20 protein-coding genes and 1 pseudogene are annotated in these 19392 nt (G+C 63.3%); 13 read left to right on the forward strand and 8 right to left on the reverse strand.

Going from position 1 to position 19392, the window contains the following annotated elements; all coding sequences use genetic code 11:
• Nucleotides 1–383: pseudogene (locus CAK78_RS15170) on the forward strand (hypothetical protein); the annotation flags it as partial.
• Nucleotides 384–389: 6 nt separating this feature from the next.
• On the opposite strand, the gene CAK78_RS15175 reads toward CAK78_RS15170, so the two are convergent.
• Nucleotides 390–1265, reverse strand: coding sequence for a LysR family transcriptional regulator (locus CAK78_RS15175; RefSeq protein ID WP_094697816.1), 876 nt, complete (start codon nucleotides 1263–1265; stop codon nucleotides 390–392).
• A 127-nt stretch (nucleotides 1266–1392) separates the two neighbouring features.
• Here CAK78_RS15175 and CAK78_RS15180 point away from each other — a divergent pair, with 127 nt between their 5' ends.
• From CAK78_RS15180 to CAK78_RS15195, 4 genes are all read left to right on the forward strand, one after another.
• Nucleotides 1393–1794, forward strand: a complete 402-nt coding sequence (locus CAK78_RS15180) for a CidA/LrgA family protein (RefSeq protein WP_005305385.1) — start codon at nucleotides 1393–1395, stop codon at nucleotides 1792–1794.
• Nucleotides 1787–2476, forward strand: a complete 690-nt coding sequence (locus CAK78_RS15185; protein ID WP_094697817.1) for an LrgB family protein — start codon at nucleotides 1787–1789, stop codon at nucleotides 2474–2476. Before CAK78_RS15180 ends, CAK78_RS15185 begins: the two co-directional genes overlap by 8 nt.
• Nucleotides 2477–2576: 100 nt before the next feature.
• The gene (locus CAK78_RS15190; RefSeq protein ID WP_094697818.1) at nucleotides 2577–3491 is read left to right on the forward strand and encodes a hypothetical protein; all 915 of its coding nucleotides are present in this window, start codon (nucleotides 2577–2579) and stop codon (nucleotides 3489–3491) included.
• A gap of 74 nt (nucleotides 3492–3565) precedes the next feature.
• The gene (locus CAK78_RS15195) at nucleotides 3566–4444 is read left to right on the forward strand and encodes an ABC transporter substrate-binding protein (protein ID WP_094697819.1); all 879 of its coding nucleotides are present in this window, start codon (nucleotides 3566–3568) and stop codon (nucleotides 4442–4444) included.
• Between the two features lie 87 nt (nucleotides 4445–4531).
• Here CAK78_RS15195 and CAK78_RS15200 read toward each other — a convergent pair whose 3' ends face one another.
• The gene (locus CAK78_RS15200) at nucleotides 4532–5770 is read right to left on the reverse strand and encodes a multifunctional CCA addition/repair protein (protein ID WP_094697820.1); all 1239 of its coding nucleotides are present in this window, start codon (nucleotides 5768–5770) and stop codon (nucleotides 4532–4534) included.
• A gap of 271 nt (nucleotides 5771–6041) precedes the next feature.
• On the opposite strand from CAK78_RS15200, the gene exeA reads away from it, so the two are divergent.
• The 5 genes from exeA to mltC all read left to right on the forward strand — a co-directional run bounded on the left by exeA (nucleotide 6042) and on the right by mltC (nucleotide 11075).
• Nucleotides 6042–7685: a type II secretion system protein ExeA gene (gene exeA / locus CAK78_RS15205; RefSeq protein WP_176452810.1), complete on the forward strand. Its 1644-nt coding sequence runs from the start codon at nucleotides 6042–6044 to the stop codon at nucleotides 7683–7685.
• Nucleotides 7685–8356, forward strand: a complete 672-nt coding sequence (exeB, locus tag CAK78_RS15210; protein WP_094697821.1) for a GspB family T2SS assembly factor variant ExeB — start codon at nucleotides 7685–7687, stop codon at nucleotides 8354–8356. The genes exeA and exeB overlap by 1 nt, the downstream gene beginning before the upstream one ends.
• Before the next feature lie 185 nt (nucleotides 8357–8541).
• Nucleotides 8542–9603 carry an A/G-specific adenine glycosylase gene (gene mutY, locus CAK78_RS15215; protein ID WP_094697822.1) on the forward strand — a complete coding sequence of 354 codons (1062 nt, stop codon included), beginning with the start codon at nucleotides 8542–8544 and terminating at the stop codon, nucleotides 9601–9603.
• An 8-nt stretch (nucleotides 9604–9611) separates the two neighbouring features.
• Nucleotides 9612–9884, forward strand: coding sequence for an oxidative damage protection protein (locus tag CAK78_RS15220; protein ID WP_005305420.1), 273 nt, complete (start codon nucleotides 9612–9614; stop codon nucleotides 9882–9884).
• 90 nt (nucleotides 9885–9974) lie between these two features.
• The gene (mltC, locus tag CAK78_RS15225; RefSeq protein WP_094697823.1) at nucleotides 9975–11075 is read left to right on the forward strand and encodes a membrane-bound lytic murein transglycosylase MltC; all 1101 of its coding nucleotides are present in this window, start codon (nucleotides 9975–9977) and stop codon (nucleotides 11073–11075) included.
• Nucleotides 11076–11147: 72 nt separating this feature from the next.
• On the opposite strand, the gene CAK78_RS15230 is transcribed toward mltC, so the two are convergent.
• The gene (locus CAK78_RS15230; protein ID WP_024944710.1) at nucleotides 11148–11528 is read right to left on the reverse strand and encodes a YgiW/YdeI family stress tolerance OB fold protein; all 381 of its coding nucleotides are present in this window, start codon (nucleotides 11526–11528) and stop codon (nucleotides 11148–11150) included.
• Between the two features lie 237 nt (nucleotides 11529–11765).
• On the opposite strand from CAK78_RS15230, the gene CAK78_RS15235 reads away from it, so the two are divergent.
• Nucleotides 11766–12782, forward strand: a complete 1017-nt coding sequence (locus CAK78_RS15235; RefSeq protein ID WP_176452811.1) for an SGNH/GDSL hydrolase family protein — start codon at nucleotides 11766–11768, stop codon at nucleotides 12780–12782.
• Between the two features lie 63 nt (nucleotides 12783–12845).
• Here the strand turns inward: CAK78_RS15235 and CAK78_RS15240 are convergent, their stop codons facing one another.
• Nucleotides 12846–13580 (reverse strand): substrate-binding periplasmic protein, encoded by a 735-nt coding sequence (locus CAK78_RS15240; RefSeq protein ID WP_094697825.1) that lies wholly within the window; start codon nucleotides 13578–13580, stop codon nucleotides 12846–12848.
• A gap of 232 nt (nucleotides 13581–13812) precedes the next feature.
• Between CAK78_RS15240 and ompA the strand changes: the two genes are divergently transcribed.
• Entirely contained in the window at nucleotides 13813–14871 is a 1059-nt protein-coding gene (ompA, locus tag CAK78_RS15245; protein WP_005305437.1) for a porin OmpA, read from the forward strand.
• 85 nt (nucleotides 14872–14956) lie between these two features.
• On the opposite strand, the gene CAK78_RS15250 is transcribed toward ompA, so the two are convergent.
• From CAK78_RS15250 to CAK78_RS15260, 3 genes are read right to left on the reverse strand one after another with little or no spacing between them, the layout of a single operon-like run.
• Entirely contained in the window at nucleotides 14957–15526 is a 570-nt protein-coding gene (locus tag CAK78_RS15250; RefSeq protein ID WP_094697829.1) for a PqiC family protein, read from the reverse strand.
• The gene (gene pqiB / locus CAK78_RS15255; RefSeq protein ID WP_094697826.1) at nucleotides 15526–17172 is read right to left on the reverse strand and encodes an intermembrane transport protein PqiB; all 1647 of its coding nucleotides are present in this window, start codon (nucleotides 17170–17172) and stop codon (nucleotides 15526–15528) included. Before pqiB ends, CAK78_RS15250 begins: the two co-directional genes overlap by 1 nt.
• Nucleotides 17165–18445, reverse strand: coding sequence for a paraquat-inducible protein A (locus CAK78_RS15260; RefSeq protein ID WP_094697830.1), 1281 nt, complete (start codon nucleotides 18443–18445; stop codon nucleotides 17165–17167). The genes pqiB and CAK78_RS15260 overlap by 8 nt, the downstream gene beginning before the upstream one ends.
• A 177-nt stretch (nucleotides 18446–18622) precedes the next feature.
• On the opposite strand from CAK78_RS15260, the gene hfq reads away from it, so the two are divergent.
• Entirely contained in the window at nucleotides 18623–18982 is a 360-nt protein-coding gene (hfq, locus tag CAK78_RS15265; RefSeq protein ID WP_094697827.1) for an RNA chaperone Hfq, read from the forward strand.
• Between the two features lie 68 nt (nucleotides 18983–19050).
• Here the strand turns inward: hfq and CAK78_RS15270 are convergent.
• On the reverse strand, nucleotides 19051–19392 hold a 342-nt coding region (locus tag CAK78_RS15270), incomplete at its 5' end, for a transposase (protein WP_141214109.1).

Below are 19392 nucleotides of genomic sequence, written 5' to 3' on the forward strand. Positions count from 1 at the left end.
TGTTCAAGATGGTGGCGCGCGGCCGCTTCGATCTTCTGTGCCGCGGCGCGAGCGAGCTGCGCAACGAACTGCTGACCCACAAGGAGATCAAGGGGTTGAAGTTTGACAACACCCTGCTGCTCTATTATCCGCTGCCCAGGGTCTTCTATACCAACGCCGCCAACGGCGATGCCATGAGGCGGGTGGAGACGGGTCTGCAGCAAGCCTGGCAGGATGGTTCGCTGCAAACCTTGTGGCGCCACAGTTTCGGCCCTGCCATCGCCTTCGCCGGGCTCAAGCAGAGGCGCATGCTGAAGCTGGAGAACCCTTTCCTCAAGGGCATCAACTTCGATTACCAGCACTACTTCTATAACCCGGTGACGGATCGCTTCGGCAAACCCTGATGAGGCTCAGCCCTGCGCGCGGCAGAGCGCCAGCCAGGCCTCGGCGGTGCGGGAGAGATAGCGCTCGCTCGGCCAGATCACCCCGAGCCGCCAGCTCAGCTCGGGCACCAGCGGCCTCAGCACCAGGCCGTCCGGCGTCAGCCGGCGGCAAATGGGCTCGGGCAAAAAGGCGACCCCCATGCCGCTGCGCACCATGGCGGTGAGAAAGTCCCACTGGCTGCTGCGCGCCGCCACCTGAGGCTCGAAACCAGCCGCCCGGCACGCCTGCTCCAGCCGCTCGCTCAGGGTGAAGGCCTGGGTGTAGAGCAGGAAGGGTTCGTCCCGCAGCGCCTCCAGCCGGATCTCGCCATCATCCCGCCAACGCGGCAGATCGGGCAGCACCACCTGAATCGGGTACTGGTCCAGCTCCAGGACGCTCAAAGCCCCCTCCTCCCTGGTCGGCAGCATGGTGATGGCGAGATCCAGCTCCCCTTCCAGCACCGCCTGCTCGATGCGCCGGCCACCATACTCGACGATGGAGAGCTCCACCTTGGGATAGCGGCTGCGATAGGCGCGGATCAGGTCCGCATAGACGTGACCCACCATGGGCGGAATGCCGAGGGCCAACCGGCCGAATTGCAGGCTCTGCAGATCGGCGAGTTCCGCCTCCAGCTGCTGCATTTCGGCCAGAATGGTCTGGGCCCGGTTGAACAGCACCCGGCCGCTGTCGGTCAGGGTGAAGCGGCGTCCCGCGCGGCTTAGCAGGGGCTGGCCCAGCTCCTCCTCCATGTTGCGGATCATCTTGCTGATGGTGGGCTGGGTGACGAACAGCTTCTCGGAGGCGCGGGTGAAGCTCTGTTCCCGCACCAGTTCGACAAAGTAACGCAGGGCGCGGATGTCCATGGCGATCTCCTGACAGACGATAAAACCAAATCATGCCTCTTGGGCATGATTTTGATAATTTAAATTCATTTTTTGCAGGTTTAACCCATCTCTATACTGTGAGCAAGTTCACAGAAAGACCCATATCATGAAAGCCCTCTCCCTTCGCTGGTTACAAACCCCCTTCCAGATCCTGTTGCTGGCGGCCATCTGGCTGCTGGCCGATACCGCGGTGCGCACCCTCCACCTGCCGCTGCCCGCCAACCTCACCGGCATGCTGTTGCTGCTGGCCTGCATCCTGCTCGGGGTGGTCAAGGCCCAGTGGTTTGAAGCCGGCGCCCGCTGGCTGCTGGCGGAGATGCTGCTGTTCTTCGTCCCCGCCGTGGTGGCGGTGGTCAACTATCAGGAGCTGCTGTTGCAGGAGGGGTGGCGCATCATGGTGGTGCTGCTGGTGAGCACAACCCTGGTGCTCGGCACCACGGCGCTGGTGGTGGACAGGGTCTACCGCCTCGAGCTGAAACTGGCCCGCCGGAGTCGTCGCCATGTCTGATACCCTGCTCGGTCTGCTCTGCTTCGCCCTGACCCTGCTGTTCTACTACGCCAGCAAATGGCTCTACGGCAAGAAGCGCATCCTGCCGCTGATGCCACTGCTGCTGGCGCCGACCCTGCTGGTGACGGTCGTCATGCTGTTCCACATCCCCTATCAGGACTACATGGCTGAATCCCACTGGCTGCTGTGGCTGCTGGGGCCGGCCACCGTCGCCTTCGCGGTGCCGGTCTACGAGAACCGCCGGCTCATTCGCCGCCACTGGCTGTCGCTGTCGGTGGGGGTGGTCGCCTCGGTCATCATGGCGGTGGGCAGTACCGTGCTGCTGGCCCGCTGGCTGGATCTCTCCGACATGCTGCAGCGCAGTCTGGCGATGCGCTCCATCACCACCCCCTTCGCGGTGGAGGCGACCCGCGCCATCGGCGGTCAGAGCGATCTCACCGCACTGTTCGTGGTGCTGACCGGGGTCATCGGCATGGCGGTGGGGGAGAGCGTGCTCACCGTGCTGGCCATTCGCAGCCGGCTCGGCAAGGGGGCGGGCTTTGGCGCCTCAGCCCATGGCGCCGGCACCGCCAAGGCCTATCAGATGGGCAACGAGGAGGGGGTGGTCTCCAGCATGGTGATGATGATCGCCGGCATGGCGACAGTACTGCTCGCCCCCCTGCTCGGCCAGCTGTTCTGGTAAGGATGGCGCGACAGCGAAAGGCCGCTGGTTCCGGCGCCGGAGAGCCCGTCCCGGCGCCCCCAGACGCTACACTCAACTCAATGTGACAGTAGTGAGCGGTATGATGAACCACAGAACGATGATCCTGGGGCTGCTGGTCGGCAGTCTGCTCTTTTCCCCCCAGCTGCCGGCCGTGGACATAGTGACCTATATCAGCCCGGAGAGTGACCGGGATTTGCGTTCCCTCTACGGTCAGCAGCTGCTGCAGTTGGCCCTGGAGAAGACCCGTGACAGCTTCGGCGACTACGAACTGCGCCCGGCCCCCCCCATGAGCCGGACCCGGCTGCGCCAGGTACTGCAATACAACCTCTACCCCAACCTGCTGGCCATCGACAGCTTCCCGCGCCCGGAGGGGAGCCACCATCTCGACTATGTCCGCTTCCCGGTGGATCTCGGCATCCTCGGCTATCGCATCTGCTTCGTCAGCCCCAAGCAGCAGCAGGCCGTGGCCCGGGTGCGCACCCTCAGCGATCTGCAGCAGTTCATCCATGGCCAGGGCAAGGGCTGGCAGGACGCCGACATACTGCGTGCCGCCGGTTTCAAGGTGCAGGAAGTCGAGGGCTACGAGCGGCTGTTCAAGCTGGTGGTGCGTGGCCGGGTTGACCTCTTCTGTCGGGGAGCCAACGAACTGCTGAGCGAGCTGGATACCCACAAGGATCTGGGGTCGCTGCTGGTCGACCAGCATCTGGCCCTCTACTACCCCTTCGTCCACCTCTTCTACAGCCACAAGGAGAACCAGCATGCCCTGCGCCGGATCCGGGCCGGCCTGCAACTGGCCTGGCAGGATGGTTCACTGCAGGCGCTCTGGCTCAAGGCTTACCAGCCTGCGCTGGCGTTTGCCAGGCTCGACCAGCGGCTGCTGTTCCGACTGGACAACCCTCTGCTGCAGGGGCTCGACTTCGATTACCACCCCTATCTTTACGATCCCCTCACCCAGCGTTTCGGGCCGGGTGAACCTTCCACCGGCAAACCCTGATCCTGGCTCTGCCCGCTCACGGCCGGGAGAGTCACTACACTCAGAAGAGTCTCTGCTTTTCACAGGAGTGCATGATGCACTGGACCCCGCTGCTCGCCCTGCTGACGGCCATGCCCGTGCTGGCCGGCCCGACCCTGTTCACCTACATGAGTCCGGAGAGCGAGCACGACCCCAGAAGCACCTATGATCGCGAGGTCCTGCGCCTGGCGCTGGAGAAGACCCGCGCCAGCCATGGCGACTACCGGATGCAGGCCGCCCCCCCCATGACCCTGGCCAGGATGTGGGTCAGCCTGCGCTTCAACGACTACCCCAACCTGTTCGCCATGGACAGCTACCGCGCCGACCGGGACATGAGCGGCATCGACTACGTGCGCTTTCCCATCCATATCGGCATCGTCAGCTACCGCATCTGCTTCGTCAGCCCCACTCGCAAGGACGAGGTTGCCAAGGCCACCAGCCTGGATGAGCTGAAGCGCTTCGACATCGGCCAGGGCAAGGGCTGGCTAGACGTAGAGATCCTGCGCCAGGCCGGCTTCAAGGTACTGGAGGTGGAGGGCTACGAGCAGCTGTTCAAGATGGTGGCGCGCGGCCGTTTCGATCTTTTCTGTCGCGGGATCAACGAGTTGCCTCAGGAGATGCTGAACCACAAGGAGGTGGTAGGGCTGATGATGGATGAGAGCCTGGCCTTCTACTACCCCCTGCCCAGGGTCTTCTTCACCCACAACGGCAACCGGCAGGCCATCGAACGGGTGCAGCAGGGGCTCAAGGCCGCCTGGCGCGACGGCTCCCTGCAGGCGCTCTGGCTGAAGGCGTTCAAGCCTTCCCTCAGCTTCGCCCACCTCAATACCCGCCGGCTGTTCCGGCTGGAAAACCCCTACATCAAGGGGATCGACTTCAACTACCAGGCCTACTTCTACGACCCGGTGCATGAGCGCTTCGGTCCCGGTGACTAGGCGGCCACCCGCCATACCGGCGCGACCATGAAAAAGCCCGGGTCAGTGACCCGGGCTTTTTTGTCCATGCCTCGTCTCCACACCTCGTCAATCCTCGATGAAGGTCCACTCGTCGCGCACCCGGCTGATGGCGTCGAGCCGGCGCTTGGCCAGCTGCTCGCGGATGGCCTCCCCCTTGAAGCCGGCCGCCACTATCTCCTTCACCGGCACCGCCTGGGCGGCCGCCAGCGCCTGTGCCACATAGTCGGGTTCGGCATAGACCCGCTCCTCGAAGCCGGTACGGCCGTGGAAGTCGGCGCGGCAGGCGTCCAGCAGCTGGGCGAAACGCTCGGGCCTGCGCCAGGCATCGGCCTTGTCGAACACCTTGAGCAGGGTCGCGGGCTTGAGCTCGAAGGCGATGTGGATATGGGTGTGCAGGTCGCTCACCAGCAGGGCCAGGTCACGACACTCGTTCGGTACCCGGAAGCGCTCGCAGAAGTCGCGGATGAGCGGCAGCCCCTTCTGGCCGTGACCGTGGTGGCTCGGCCAGAATTCCGGCGGGGTCAGCCCCTTGCCAAAGTCGTGGCACAGCGCCGCGAAGCGCACCGCCAGCTCGGGGGAGAGGCGGCAGGCCTGTGCCAGTACCATCATGGTGTGGATGCCGGTATCGATCTCCGGGTGCCACTTGGCGGGGGCCGGCACCCCGAACAGGGCATCCAGCTCAGGGAACAGGGCGGCCAGGGCGCCGCACTCGCGCAACACCTCGAAGAACACCTGCGGGGTCGGCCCCAGCAGCACCTTCTCCAGCTCCTTCCAGACCCGCTCCGGGGTCAGGTGGGCCAGCTCGCCAGCCTCGGTCATCTCGCGCATCAGCGCCAGCGTCTCGGGAGCCACCACGAACCCCTGGGCGTGGAAACGGGCGGCGAAGCGGGCCACCCGCAAAATGCGCAGCGGATCTTCGGCAAAGGCGGGGGAGACGTGACGCAACACCCGTTGCTTCAGATCCTCGATGCCGCCATAGGGATCGTGCAGCTGGCCCGCGTCATCTTCGGCGATGGCGTTGACGGTGAGATCCCGGCGCAGCAGATCCTGCTCCAGCGTCACCTCCGGCGAGGCGTGGCAGACGAAGCCGGTGTAGCCCTGCCCCTGCTTGCGCTCGGTGCGGGCCAGTGCGTACTCCTGCTGAGTCTTGGGGTGCAGAAACACGGGAAAGTCGCGGCCCACCTGGGTAAAACCCAGCGCCAGCATCTGTTCCACGGTCGCCCCGACCACCAGGTGATCCCTGTCTCCCTGCGGCAATCCCAGCAGGCGATCCCGCACCGCGCCCCCAACCAGATAAGTCTGCAAGCTCTGTCTCCCTTGATAAACCTGTCCCGATTATACCGGTTTGGCGGGTGGAGACTATTCCCGGCCCGACATGGATGCCATGCGAGCCCGGTTGGCGGGGCGCAGCCGATACTCGCAGGCCCTTTTTCCCACCGCCAGCCGCCATGGCCGCAGCCCTGATTTCCCCACCGGGAGATCAGGGTGCGCGCTGGCCCCCCTTATGGCATCCGGGTCTTTGACATCCCTTGGGGGAGGCTTTAACCTGCCGCCCATAACAACGGAATGGATCCTTATGTACACACAGTTCTTCGGTCTGTCGGAGCACCCGTTCTCCATCTCGCCCAATCCCAAATACCTCTACATGAGTGAACGGCACGGGGAAGCCCTCGCCCACCTCAACTACGGGTTGCAGGATGGGGGCGGCTTCGTGCTGCTGACCGGGGAAGTGGGCACCGGCAAGACCACCGTCTCCCGCTGCCTGTTGCAGCAGTTGCCGGCCGAGACCGAGATCGCCTACATCCTCAATCCATCCCTGACCGAACGGGACCTGCTGGCGGCCATCTGCGACGAGTTCCAGCTGGGCTATGGCCAGGATGCCGGCCTCAAGCAGCTGTTCGACCTTATCCGCGATCACCTGCTGGCCAATCTGGCGGCAGGCAAGCGCAGCGTGGTGCTGGTGGACGAAGCCCAGCACCTGCTGCCCGGCGTGCTGGAACAGCTGCGCCTGCTCACCAACCTGGAGACAGACGAGAAGAAGCTGCTGCAGGTGGTGCTCATCGGCCAGCCCGAGCTGCAGCAGATGCTGCGCCAGCCCCTGCTGCGCCAGCTGGCCCAACGCATCACCGCCCGCTACCACCTGCTGCCGCTCTCCTGCCAGGACGTGGATGCCTATGTCCGCTTTCGTCTGCAGGTGGCCGGCTGCGTGCAGCCCATCTTCACCCCCAAAGCGATCCAGACCCTGCACCGCCTCTCCGGCGGCATTCCGCGCCTCATCAACCTCATCTGCGACCGCGCCTTGATCGCCGCCTTCGCCCGCGGCAGCCACAAGATAGTGCACGGCGACATCAGCCTGGCAGCCTTCGAGGTGAGCGGCATCCGTGACGAGGGCACCTGGCAGTCCGGCCTGATGGTGGCGCTGGTTGGCGCCTTGCTGGTGGCCACCGGCTGGTGGGGCTGGCAGTTCTTCGGCGTCTTCCCGACCCGCCCGGTGGTCACGGTGGAGGTGCCGGTCAAGGTGGACGACACCCCGGAGCAGCAGGAGCAGCTGACCCGCGCCATCAATCAGGCGCTGGAGCCGGACAGCGCCATGCAGAATCTCTACAAGGTATGGGGCTACCAGACCGAACTGGAAGAGGCCACCTGCGACAACGCACCGCGCGCCGGCCTGCGTTGCCAGGAGGGCGAGGCCTCCCTGGCCGATCTGCAGGCGCTGCAGTATCCCGCCCTCGTCAGCCTGACCGACGAGACCGGCGGCACCTATTACGCCACCTTGGTCAGCCTCGGCCCCGACAAGGCCAACCTGCTCATCGGCAACCAGAGCTGGCAGGTGGACCGGCAGTGGCTGAACGATTACTGGGGTGGCAGCTACACCCTGCTGTGGCGCATGCCCAAGGGTGGCGTCACCCTGATCGGCAACAACGCCGGTCCCACTCAGGTGCAGTGGCTCGACAACGCCCTCAGCCGGGCCCTGCAGCAGCCGGATCGCAAGGTCCGTCGCTTCGATGCCGAGCTCAAGACCAAGCTGCAGCAGTTCCAGCGCGAGCAGGGACTGACTCCGGACGGCATAGCCGGCAGCAACACCCTGCTGCGCCTCAACGTGATGGCCGGCGAACCCATGCCCAAGCTGGAGGATGACGCCCAGCGGGCCAGCAAGCCGGCCAAGCTGGATCCGGCAGAGGATGATGCCATCAACACACTGTCGGAGGAGGCTTCCTGATGTCCACCCTGCTCAAGGCGTTGCGGCGGGCCGATCAGCCCCAGTTCACCCCGCACATTCCGGCGATGGGGCTGCCGGTCAGCCAGGAAGAGGAACAACCCAGGCGCTGGATCTGGTGGCTGCTGGCGCTGGTGATGGGGGCCGCCGCCAACTACGGCTGGCACCTGCTCAACAACCGCCCCATCGAGAAGACGGTGGAGGTGAAGGAGGTGGTGACCCCGCCCTTCGTGCGGGTCGAGCCCAAGCCGATGATCACCCGGCCGCTGCCACCGCCGCCGCCCGAACCCGTGGTCACCCCCAAGGTCGATGCCCAGCCCGCACCGGCGCCCGCCAACAGCAGCCAGGGGCTGGCCGAGCGCATCCTCAATGCCCTCAACAACACCCCGTTGCAGCAGAGCGCGCCACCACAGGTACCGGAAGAACTGCAGGCCACGCCGCTCAGCGCCCTGCCGCAGGCGCTCCGCCAGCAGGTACCGCCGCTGGCCTACGGCGCCCACGTCTTCTCCTCCAACCCGGCCAACCGGGCCGTGAGGTTGAACGGGCGCACCTACCGGGAAGGGAGCGAGGTCGCCCCCGGCGTCACCCTGCTCGCCATCGCCCAGGATTACATCATCCTGCAGGTGGGCGGGCAGAATGCCAGCCTCAAGGCGCTGCAGGACTGGCGCGGCTGAACCGCGCGCATGCCACCGCCATTTCAAGAGGGAGCCTGAGAGCTCCCCTTTTTAATCAATGACATGAGAACAAAGTGAGCAATCCGAGCAACACCAGCTTCGCCAACCGGGCGTTGCACTGGTATCAGCGCCAAGACTGCTACACGTTAATCAATTTAGTTTTAAATCAATAACATGAGCATAATGTGAACAACTCAGATAACGCGACCTTCGCCACCAGGATCCTGGACTGGTATCACCTCCACGGTCGCAAGACCCTGCCCTGGCAACAGGAGAAGACCCCCTACCGGGTCTGGGTCTCGGAAATCATGCTGCAGCAGACCCAGGTCGCTACGGTCATTCCCTACTATCAGCGCTTCATGGCCCGCTTTCCCGACGTGCTGGCACTGGCCAATGCTCCCATCGACGAGGTGCTGCACCACTGGACCGGGCTCGGCTATTACGCCCGCGCCCGCAACCTGCACAAGGCGGCCCAGCAGATCCGCGACCTCCATGGCGGCCTCTTCCCTGAGCGGCTGGAGGAGGTGATGGCGCTGCCGGGGATCGGCCGTTCCACCGCGGGCGCCGTGCTCTCCCTCTCCCTTGGCCAGCCCCACGCCATTCTGGATGGCAACGTGAAGCGGGTACTCACCCGCTGGCTGGCCCTGCCCGGCTGGCCCGGCCAGAAGCAGGTGGAGAACGATCTGTGGGAGCTGGCCACCCGCCTCACCCCCAAGCTCGGGGTGGCCCACTACAACCAGGCCATGATGGACATGGGGGCCACCGTCTGCACCCGTAGCAAGCCCGCTTGCGAGCGCTGCCCGGTGCGGGAGGATTGCCAGGGGCTGTCGCAGGGCAACCCCACTGCCTACCCCAACAGCAAGCCCAAGAAGAGCATCCCGGCCCGCACCGGCATCATGCTGCTCATCCGCCACGGCGATCAGCTGCTGCTGGAGAAGCGCCCACCGCAAGGGATCTGGGGCGGGCTCTACTGCTTCCCCCAGGTGGAGTCGGACGCCGAGGTGGCTGGGCTGTTGCAGCGGCTCGGCCTGACCGGCAGCGAACCCCGTGAACTGACCGGTTTTCGCCATACTTTCAGCCACTTTCACCTCGATATCCGGCCCATGCTGATCGAAACCGACGCGCCGCCGGCCCCCCTGCTCATGGAAGCGGATAACCGACTCTGGTATAACTTACGCCATCCTGCAGAGGTGGGGCTGGCGGCCGCCACGGCCCGTCTGCTCGCCTATCCGGACTTACAACCATAGAGGTCAACATGAGCCGTACCGTATTTTGCCAGCGCCTGAAAAAAGAGGGCCCGGGTCTCGATTTCCAGCTCTACCCCGGTGAACTCGGCAAGCGCATTTTTGACAACATCAGCAAGGAAGCCTGGACTGAATGGCAGAAGAAGCAGGTGATGCTGATCAACGAGAAGAAGTTGAACATGATGAACCTCGAGCATCGCCAGCTGCTGGAGAAAGAGATGGTGAACTACCTGTTCGAAGCGGGTGAAGTGGCCATCGACGGTTATACCCCGCCCAGCAAATAACCCGTGAGCGGGGCCGGCGCAGGCCTGGCCCCGCCAGCTCACGGCAACGACGGAAGTGACGGGCGGCCCGCCGCCCAGATTGAGGACTCTATGGGCCGAATTTTCTGGCTGCTGTGCACCCTGCTGTTTCTCTCTGCCTGCTCATCCTCCCCCAAGCCCAATGGCAACGAGGATGACGATCTCGTCAACGGCAAGGACATCCGCGGCTTTGAACACATGATCAGCGCGCTCTCCCACAATGTGAACGAGATTTGGGGGCGTGAGGCGCTGTTTGCGGGCAAGTTTGACTACGTCAAATACACGGATCAATACAAGAGCCGGGCCCACATCGACTTCTCCAGCGGCCACATCATGGTCGAGACCGTCTCCGGCATCGACCCGCGCTCCCATCTGCGTCGCGCCATCATCGAAACCCTGCTCACCCCGGACGATCCGGCGGAAGTGGATCTCTACTCCGACGCCGAGATCCTGCCCGGCGGCGAGCCCTTCCTCTACGGCCAGGTGCTGGACAACCAGGGCCAGCCAATCCGCTTCGACTGGCGCGCCGAGCGCTATGCCGACTACCTGCTCGACACGGCGATGAAGAAGCGCACCCTCGGCATTCGCACCATCTTCTTCGTCGACATCCCCATGGTGGCCAACCACGAGGATCGACGGGGCTACAAGTACGCCAGCCTGATCCGGGAAGCCTCCCGCAAGTACGGGGTGGCAGAGAGCCTGATCTACGCGGTGATCAAGACCGAGAGCAGCTTCAACCCCTATGCAGTCAGCCACGCCAACGCCTACGGCCTGATGCAGGTGATCCCGGCCACCGCCGGGCGGGACGTCTACGTGCGGGTCAAGGGCAAGAGTGGCCAGCCAACCCGGGAGGACCTGTTCAACCCGGCCTACAACATAGACGTGGGCACCGCCTACCTGCACCTGCTGCAGACCGTCTATCTGGCGGATATCCAGGATCCGCGCTCGCGTCGCTACGCCGTCATCTCCGCCTACAACGGCGGCGCCGGCGGGGTGCTCAATACCTTCTCCAGCGACCGCAAGGCGGCGCCCGGCATGATCAACCAGCTCTCCCCCGAGGCGGTCTACCAGATCCTGACCGAGCAGCACCCCAAGGCGGAAGCCAGACGCTATCTCTACAAGGTCAATCAGGCCGAGAAGGGGTTCAAGCGCACGCAGGCCCGCACCGGCTGACGCCAGAAGACGATATGCAAAAGGGCGCCTCATGGAGGCGCCCTTGTTACGTCTGGCGTAGGGATTCAGGCCTTATTTGGCGATGAAACCGCCCTTGCTCTGCGGGGCTGCGCCCACCTTCTCCAGGCTCTCCACCTCCACTTCGGTCTTGTTCCAGCTGTGGTCCACCTCGCCACGGATGCGGATCAGATCGTCCGGGCCCACTTCGGTGCCGCGCCACACGTCCTGATCCACTTCCACCTCCACCTCGCCACTGGCGTCGCGGAACAAATAGTTCTCGCCGCCCAGGTGCTTGACCAGCTTCCCTTCCAGGGTGGCCCAGCTGTCATCGGCCAGATCCTTCAACTGCGCGACGGACACCTTGTTCTGCTCCTGCGGGCCGGTATAGGCCGCCATGGCGAAAGAAGAGATGGACATCAGGGTCAACAGACCGATTACGCTTGCCTTGTTCATTTAATGCTCCTGTCATTGGGTACGGGAGCAGTCTGCCGGCCGGGGCGTGAAACAAACGTGAAGCCTCCCCATCTGGGGGACAGCGGTGTGACCGTAATCGATTTAATCCATACCGCATACTGCGAAATTAAATTCGGCTATATACCCTGCAAGATGGCAAAACAGCTTCCCAGCACCTTTGCCTATCGAGGAACAGCCTGCAGGCACCACCTGCTTCCAATCAATGAGAACAACAAGATGAAGAAATGGTTTGTGTGTTTATTGGGACTCTTCGCGCTGACAGTTCAGGCAGCCGACAGTCGCCCCGCCTTCTCCCGGATCGTGATGTTTGGCGACAGCCTCTCCGACACCGGCAAGATGTACAGCAAGATGCGCGGTTATCTCCCCTCCAGCCCGCCTTACTATCAGGGCCGTTTCTCCAACGGGCCGGTCTGGCTGGAGCAGCTGACCCGGCAGTTCCCGGGGCTGACCATCGCCAACGAGGCGGAAGGGGGCGCCACCGCGGTGGCCTACAACAAGATCTCCGGGAATCCCAAGTATCAGGTCATCAACAACCTGGATTACGAGGTGACCCAGTTCCTGCAAAAGGACAGCTTCAAGCCCGATGATCTGGTGATCCTCTGGGTCGGCGCCAACGACTACCTGGCCTATGGCTGGAACACAGAGCAGGATGCCAAGCGGGTGCGCGATGCCATCAGCGATGCGGCCAACCGCATGGTATTGAACGGCGCCAAGCAGATTCTGCTGTTCAACCTGCCGGATCTGGGCCAGAACCCCTCGGCCCGCAGCCAGAAGGTGGTCGAGGCGGCCAGCCATGTCTCCGCCTACCACAACCAGTTGCTGCTGAACCTGGCACGCCAGCTGGCCCCCACCGGCATCGTCAAGCTGTTCGAGATCGACAAGCAGTTCGCCGAGATGCTGCGCGAGCCGCAGAACTTCGGCCTGAGCGACACCGAGAACGCCTGCTACGGCGGTGGCTATGTGTGGAAGCCGTTTGCCTCCCGCAGTGCCACTAGTGTCGCCAGCGACAGCCGCCTCTCTGCCTTCAACCCGCAGGAGCGCCTCGCCATCGCCGGCAACCCGCTGCTGGCCCAGGCCGTGGCCAGCCCCATGGTGCGGCGCAGCGCCAGCACCCTCGACTGCGAAGGCAAGATGTTCTGGGATCAGGTGCACCCCACCACCGTCGTGCACGCCGCCCTGAGCGAGCGAGCCGGTGCCTTCATCGAGGCTCAGTACGAGTTCCTCGCCCACTGATGACAAAGGGCCGACGACATGTCGGCCCTTTTTTGTTGCGCAGCCCTCACAGGCCAGCACGGCTCAGCGGTAGCGCTTCACGATGCCGTCGTAGATGCCGTTCTGCTTGATAGTGGCCAGCGCCTCCTGCAACCGTTTGATCACCTCGGGCGGCGTCTTCAGACTCGCCGCCACGTAGAGATCCCCCCCGGTAAAATCCTCGATGTCGTGCACTATCTTGAGGGTGGACGGCCCATAGCCCGCCTGGCGCGCATAGTAGTAGGCCGTCTCCTGGGATACCGGCCAGAGATCGATGCGCCCCATCAGCAGTTTCAGCATGTTGGCCTCGTGGTTGTTGTTGCGCTGCAGGTTGGAGAACTTGCGGCCGATCAGGTACTGCTCCAGCGCATCGTTGCGCACCGTGCCGATGGACCAGGCCCGCGCCTGTGACAGCTGACTGAACGGCTTGATGTCGTCCCGCTTGGCCAGGGCGAATACATGGAAGTCGATACGCGCTATCGCCCCGATCCACTGGAACTGCGCCTCCCGCTCGGGGAAGCGGCTGATGCTGTAGATGAGCACGTTGGGACGGCTGCGCGCCAGCGAGATGGCCCGCGCCCAGGGATAGATGTCCAGACTGTATTCGAAGCCGGCCTCTTCCAGCATGGCCTCCACCACCTCGGTGCCCAGCCCCTTGACCTCGGCCTCCTCCAGATAGTTGTAGGGGGCATAGTCTTCGGTCACCACCTGCAGGGTCTCGGCCGCCCAGCCCGGCACCAGCCATAACGCCCAGCACAGCCATATCCACCTGATGTTCATGCTCACCTCGCTGCAGACCCGCCTCGATTAACTATTGCGCCCCCTCGGCAGAGCGCAAATCACGGCGGCAAATTGCGGCGATGAAAATCACATTATGTTTTATATCAGTTGCTTGAGAACCCGGGGAAAGCGACTACCCTTACTCTGTTGTGGCTGTGCTATAAGCCCGACCCATAAGGAGAGGCGACCCTTTAAACCTCCCCTCAACAATATGAAATTGCAGAGGCTCAACATGAATAAAACACTGATTACCTTGCTGGTTTCAGGCTTGCTTGCGGCCAACGCCCAGGCAGCCGGACAGGACAACACCTGGTATGGCGGTGCCAAGCTGGGTTGGTCCAACTTCTATGGCGTCGATCACAACCAGGATATCAAGGACAACTACGCCATCAGCGAAGAGGACAAGAACGATGTCGGTGCCGGCGCCTTCCTTGGCTATCAGGTCAACCAGAACCTGGGCTTCGAACTGGGTTACGACTGGCTCGGCAAGTACAAATACACGGCAACCGACAAGCTGATCCCCACCGACATCGGCCGGGATGAGATAAAAGCCCAGCTGGCCCAGCTCACCATGAAGATCGGCATGCCGGTCAGTGACAGCCTGGATCTCTATACCCGACTCGGTGGTGCCTACGCCTGGACCGACAGCAAGCAGTTCGACAATGACAACGGCGCCGCCTTTGTCGGGGCGCTGGGGGCTGAGTACGCCTTCAACCGTGACTGGGCCGCCCGCCTCGAGTACCAATACACCACCCCGCTCGGCGACAACTCGCTCGACAAGACCGGGGCCGAACTCGACAACGGCCTGCTGGCGGTCGCCGTGGTCTATCGCTTCGGCCAGGTCGCCCCCGTGGTAGCGGCGCCGATGCCGGCTCCGGCTCCCGAACCCGTGATGGTCGACAAGCAGTTCACCCTGAGCTCGGACGTGCTGTTCGACTTCAACAAGGCCACCCTCAAGCCGGCCGGTGGTCAGGCGCTGGATAACCTCTACAGCCAGATCGAGCAGGCCAGACCCAAGGATGGCGTCGCTACCGTGATCGGCTACACCGACCGCATCGGTTCCGATGCCTACAACCAGAAGCTCTCCGAGCAGCGTGCCCGGACCGTCGCCGACTACCTGGTCGGCAAGGGTCTGCCGGCAGACAAGGTCAACGTGGAAGGGCGCGGCAAGGGCAATCCGGTCACCGGCGACAGCTGCACCAGCAAGTCCAAGCGCGAGCTGATCGTCTGCCTGGCCCCGGATCGCCGGGTCGAGGTCAAGGTCGAAGGGATCTCGGAAGTTCAGCAGTGATCCTCAAGCGTGGCTGACGGCCACGAATGAAAAACGGGAGGCCAAGGCCTCCCGTTTCATTTTGGGTCGCTGCATCGGTACAGCGTCAGGCGCTCTTGCGCACCTCTGCCGCAATCTGGTCGAGCAGCTGCTGCCAGCCAGCCCCCAGCTCACTCACCAGAGTGCCGTAGCCGTCGGCCGGCAACACCCGCACCTGCTGGAAGGGGACGTCACGCAGTACCGTGCCCTCTTCGGTCAGCAGGCGCCAGCGGCCGCTCAGCACGGCGCGACCATCGTGGCGGCCCTGAAAACGCTCCACCGAGATGGTCAGCACCGGCCCCTTGCGGGCTCCATCCTGCCGTACCACCCAGCCCGGCAAGCGGCTGGAGAGGCCGTTCAGGGTCAGCTGATCGAGCTGGGCATCCAGCGACCCCGCCCAGCGATGATACTCGGCGAAGTGCAGCTCTTTGCCCTCCAGCTGATAGACCAGGCTCATCCGATCCAGCTGGCCGGACAGAGAGACAGGCTTGAGCACCAGCTGATGCTGCGGCTGCGCCACCACAGCGGCAGCTTGCTGCGCCTCGGCGTCGAGGGAGTAGTAGTGCAGCTGCGCCGGTGCCGCGCTGCAACCCGCCAGCAGGCCCAGCAAGGCCAGCGTCATCATCCGTTTCTTCATCATTGACCTCGCTTGGGCTCGGGATCACGGGGACGAGCCCGATCGAAAATCAACGAGCTCGGCTGCTCGTTGAGCGAATGTACCAACGGCTGCAACTCGCGCATCAGCTGGTTGAGCGACTGCACCGACTGCCGCAGATCCTGGTTGGTCTGGGAGTTGGCATCATACTCCTGCAGCGTGTTCTGCAGCTGTTTCAGGCTGTCGTTGAGGGACGCCGGCAACTGCTGGGTCGCGCTCTGACCGGTGAACTTGTTCAGGTTGGCACTCAGCGCACTGACGTTCTTCAGGGTTTGATCCAGGGTCGCCAGGGTGTGGTTGACCTGGTTCAGAGTCTGGGCGGTGTCCATGTCGACGAACTTGTCGAGGATCTGGTTCACCTTGCGTTCGATCTGGTCGAGCCCGGCCTGCACGGTCGGGAACACCTGATAACCCGCCAGCTTGGTGGGCTGGAACTTGGGCGCATCGGGGTAGAAGTTCAGATCCACCACCTTGCCCCCGGTCAGCAGGCTGGAGGTTTTGAGCGTCGCCCGCAACCCCTCCTTGAACTGCTTGCCAAACAGGGCGCGCCACTGCTCCTTCTCCGCGTTGGCATAGCGATGGGAGAGACGCTGCACCTCGATCCGCGCCAGCACCGGAATCTGCCGGCTCTGGAACATCTGCCCCCCTTTCTCGTCGATGAGATAGGGCGCCGAGATGACGGTACCGACCCGAATGCCGCGATACTCTACCGCCGCGCCCGGGTGCAGGCCGCCGACGCTGTCCTCGAACAGGAACACGTAGTCGATGAACTGATCCAGGCTACCGGCCAGCACGCTGGCCTGATCCTGGAACAGGGTGAAGTCGTCCATCTGCTTGACCGGCTCGCCGGGTGCCCAGCCAGGGGGCAGCCCCATGGTGATGCCGCCGTCCAGCAGACTCTCCAGCGAATCCATCTTCACCTTCATCCCCTCGCTGCTCATGGAAACTTCGAAGCCCGGGGTCATCCAGAAGCGGGAGTTGCTGCTCACCAGCACGTCATAGGGGGCATTGATGAAGATCTGGTACTGCATCTCGCTCTTCTCGGGCAGGAACTTCGCCTCTTCCACTTGGCCTATGGTGAAGCCCTGGTAGTTGATGGGCGAACCCACCCCGAGCGCCCGGGTATCCCGGCTGCTTAGCGATAATCGCAGCCCCTTGGCGTCCTGCGAGGCCAGCGGTGGCTTGTCCAGCATGGCGTACTCGTCGCGCGCCTTGCCCTTCTTGCCGGGGGCCAGCTCGATGTAGGCGCCGGAGAGCAGGGTGCCGAGACCCGACACCCCTTCGCGGCCCACCCTGGGCTTGACCACCCAGAACTGGCTGTCCTTCTTAAGCATGCCGGCGGCGGCATTGGTCAGGCGAGCCTTCAGCACCGCGTGGCTGTAGTCATCGCTGAGCTCCACCGCCTCGATGCGACCCACCTCCACCTCGCGGGAGCGGATCATGGTCTTGCCCGCCACTATCCCTTCGGCTGTCGCCACCGTCAGGGTGAAGCTGGGACCTTGCGAATACCAGTGCTGGAACAGCATCCAGATCCCGATGAACAGCGCCAGCAGCGGCACCATCCAGATTGCGGCGGCCGAGCTCAGAAAGTCCGAGCCAGGTTTCCACCTCTTCTTACGCTCACTCACGTTCGCGTTCTCCTTGTTGTAAATCCCAGATCAGGCGGGAATCGAAACTCATGGCTGCCACCATGGTCACCAGCACCACACCCGCAAAAGCGACGGCCGCAGGGCCCGGATAGATGGTCATCAGGTTGTCGAGCCGGATCAGGCCCGCCAGGATGGCCACCACGAAGACGTCGATCATCGACCAGCGCCCCACAAATTCAGTCATGCGATAGAGCTTGAGCTTGCCGAGCGGCGAGGTGCCCTGCCCGCGCTGCACCATGTAGCAGAGCCACAACAGCGCCAGGATCTTCACCAGCGGCACCACCACGCTGGCGAAGAAGATCACCGCCGCGATGGGGTAGGAGCCCATGGCCCACAGCACCAGTACCCCGCCCAGAATGGTGGAGGGGCTGTCATCCCCGAGGAAGACGGTATCCATGATGGGATAGAGGTTGGCCGGCACGTAGAGGATGATGGAGGTAAAGAGCAGGGCCCAGGTCCGGTTCAGCCCGCCCGGCTTGCGGCTGTGCAGGTGCTCGCCGCAACGCTTGCAGCTGTCGGCGCCGGCTTCGCTCAGGGCGCCGCAGATGTGACAGCCAACCAGACCGGCGCTCTTGGCACTGGCCTCGTCGTCATCCACCGTCACCCCATGCAGTTCGCTCGGTCCGAACAGCCGCTGCCACAGCCACATCCTATCCAGCGACGAGATCATCTTGATCAGCAGCAGGGTGTAGCCGACGAACGCCCAGAACGACAAGCCCATCTTGATGTCGGCCATCCCCATCAGTTTGACCAGGGAGATGAGCACCCCGATGAGGAAGACATCCACCATCAGCCAGGGCTTGATCCGGCACAGCAACCGGCCGAGAGAGCGCAGGGCATTGCTGTGCAGATCCTTGTCGAGGCGCCACAGCACCAGCATGATGGAGCCCATGTAGACCAGTGGCAGGCCGATGAGGGTCAGGCTCAGCACGGCCCCGAGGAACAGGTAGCCCTGATCCACCAGGGTGGTGATGCACTGCAGGAAGGTCATCTCCTGCCCCACCCCCTTGGCGGAGAAGGACATGAAGGTAAAGGCGTTGGAGAGCACGAACATGATTATGGCCGCAAAGCCGTAGGCGATGGGCCTGCGCTCCTGCTCCGGCAGATGGCGGCTCAGGGTATGGCCGCAGCGCGGGCAGCAGCTTGCCTCCCCCACGGCCAGCGTGGTGGCCGGCACCAGCAGGTCGCACTCTTCGCACGCGGTGGCGTCATGGGTATAGGTGGGTTGATGTTGGTGTGAAACCGGATGCAAGATGAAACCCCAGCATGAGGCCCGCCACGGGGCCAGAACCGCCAATTATTACAGCAGCGGCCCGTGCCGACCAGCCCTCTCATTGCACCACCCCGACCGGGCGTGAGAATGACTTTGACAAGCAAGTGACCATTTAGCACAATCAAACGCCACTTTTTTTCCGCGGGACAATAATTTATGACAACTGAATCCCCAAGCTACTCCACGATCGAGCAAGCCTTCTCCCTCGGGAACGGGCAAGATTCTGCCCTCAACTGGTTGCGCAAAAACCGCAGTCAGGTCGCCATCTTCTTGGTGAGCGGCATCAAGCTGGAGGGGACCATCAGCGGTTTCGACCAGTACAGCGTGCTGCTGACCGATGCCCATGGCAACCAGCAGCTGGTCTACAAGGCCAAGATCTCCACCATCGCCATGCACTCCGGCCGGCCGCAGGTCAATATCCAGCGTGCTCGCAAGCCTCGCGTCTCCATGGCGCCGCGCCCCCACGGCGCACCTGGTCGTTACGACGACAATCAGGGCGGCAACAGCGGCCAGTAAGGCCATGCCCATGTCACCCCGCGACCATCGCTGCGTCAGAGGGTGACCGAGTCCATTCCCATTCCTGATTACCCATGACCCTCAGCCAGCTTCAAGAGCCGATATGGCATCGGAGGGCTTGCCACGACTGCATGCCCCAATTCAACCAACATGCTTTTGAGGTCAAAACGATGATTAAACCGGAAGCAGTATTCAGCAAGATGTCTCGGTAAATGCTTCGCTCCGAGCGTATGGCAACTGCCCCGCAGCGAGTTCTTCACATTCCCTATCATCGTGTTTACCCAGTTGAATGCCGGATGATCCAGCAAGTCAAGGTTGCCCCCGGTGACAACACCCAGGTGCTCACAATTGGCCTCCTTCACCGCCCTGAAACAGGCCAATCCATCGGATATCACCGCGCTACCACTGGC

It is taken from the genome of Aeromonas sp. A35_P, from assembly GCF_002259925.1.
GTDB classification, from domain to species: Bacteria; Pseudomonadota; Gammaproteobacteria; order Enterobacterales; family Aeromonadaceae; genus Aeromonas; species Aeromonas dhakensis.